General features: G+C 71.0%; 1 protein-coding gene and 1 pseudogene. Both read left to right on the forward strand.

Annotated features, from left to right (window positions below):
- A partial coding sequence (locus HUK84_RS21735; RefSeq protein WP_176641986.1) for a phosphatidate cytidylyltransferase occupies nt 1-387 on the forward strand: 387 nt, incomplete at its 5' end.
- Nucleotides 388-477: 90 nt separating this feature from the next.
- A pseudogene (locus HUK84_RS21740) lies at nt 478-652 on the forward strand (1-deoxy-D-xylulose-5-phosphate reductoisomerase); the annotation flags it as partial.

The raw sequence follows: 652 nt of genomic DNA on the forward strand, positions 1-652 counted from the left end.
GCCAAGACCTGGTCGGGCGCGCTGGGCGGCCTGCTGTGCGCCATGATCGCCGGGGGGGGCGTGTGCGTGCTGGTCTCGGGACCGGGCAATTGGTGGCGGGGAATCGCCTTCGGCGCGTTGATGGCCGTTGCCGCGCAGATCGGCGACCTGGCCGAGAGCGCGCTGAAGCGCGCGCGCGGCGTCAAGGATTCGGGGGCGATCATTCCCGGCCATGGCGGCCTGCTGGACCGGTTCGACGGATTGCTGGTCGCCGCCCCCCTGGCCGCGCTGCTTTCGGCCGGGGCGGCGGGAGCCGCGTTCTGGTATGTGACCCCGGCGGGCCTGATCGCGGCCCTGACGGAACTTCGGCCAGGGTATCTGTGGCCAGGGTATCCGCCGGGGCAATAATTGCGGCATCAAACGGGGGCCCGGCTGCCATAGGCGGCGGATCGGGTCCAAAATACGGCGCGGCGACGCCGAGGGGCAGGGAAGAGAGGCATGAAATCAGTCACCGTTCTTGGCAGTACCGGCAGTATCGGCTGCTCCACGGTCGACCTGCTGCTGCAGGCGCCTGAACGGTTCGCGGTCGACGCCCTGGTCGGCGGCAGCAACGCCGTCCGCCTGGCCGAACAGGCCAGGGCCCTGCGCGCGCGGCATGCCGTCATCGCCGACG

Origin of the sequence: Nguyenibacter vanlangensis (genome assembly GCF_013376155.1) — a bacterium.
Lineage (GTDB): Bacteria > Pseudomonadota > Alphaproteobacteria > Acetobacterales > Acetobacteraceae > Gluconacetobacter > Gluconacetobacter vanlangensis.